The 247-nt window shown below is 69.6% G+C and carries 1 protein-coding gene; it reads right to left on the reverse strand.

Annotated features, from left to right (window positions below; all coding sequences use genetic code 11):
- Positions 1 to 247 (reverse strand): DUF4131 domain-containing protein (locus ACRHNM_RS17670; RefSeq protein WP_431137952.1); only part of this gene is annotated, 247 nt, incomplete at both ends.

A 247-nucleotide genomic window follows, 5' to 3' on the forward strand; every position in this document is an offset into this window, starting at 1 on the left:
CGCAGCCCCCAGGCTTTCGATCAGGCGGTGGCGGAGGCGGGCAACTGTTCGTCCAAGACTACCCGCGCCCCGGGGGTTCGCCGGGAGTACACGGCTCCCGGCATCCGGCCGGAACCGCCCGTGGATTCCGCGGGTCCGCAAATAGGCGGCAAAGTCAAATTGGTGCGGGTTGGGGGCCGGAGGTACAGCTTCCGGGTTCCCATAGGCCAGCAGGGTGGGCGCGGGTTCCCACTTCGCGTGGGTGGGG

The organism is Psychroserpens mesophilus (genome assembly GCF_050617655.1).
GTDB classification, from domain to species: Bacteria; Bacteroidota; Bacteroidia; order Flavobacteriales; family Flavobacteriaceae; genus Psychroserpens; species Psychroserpens mesophilus_A.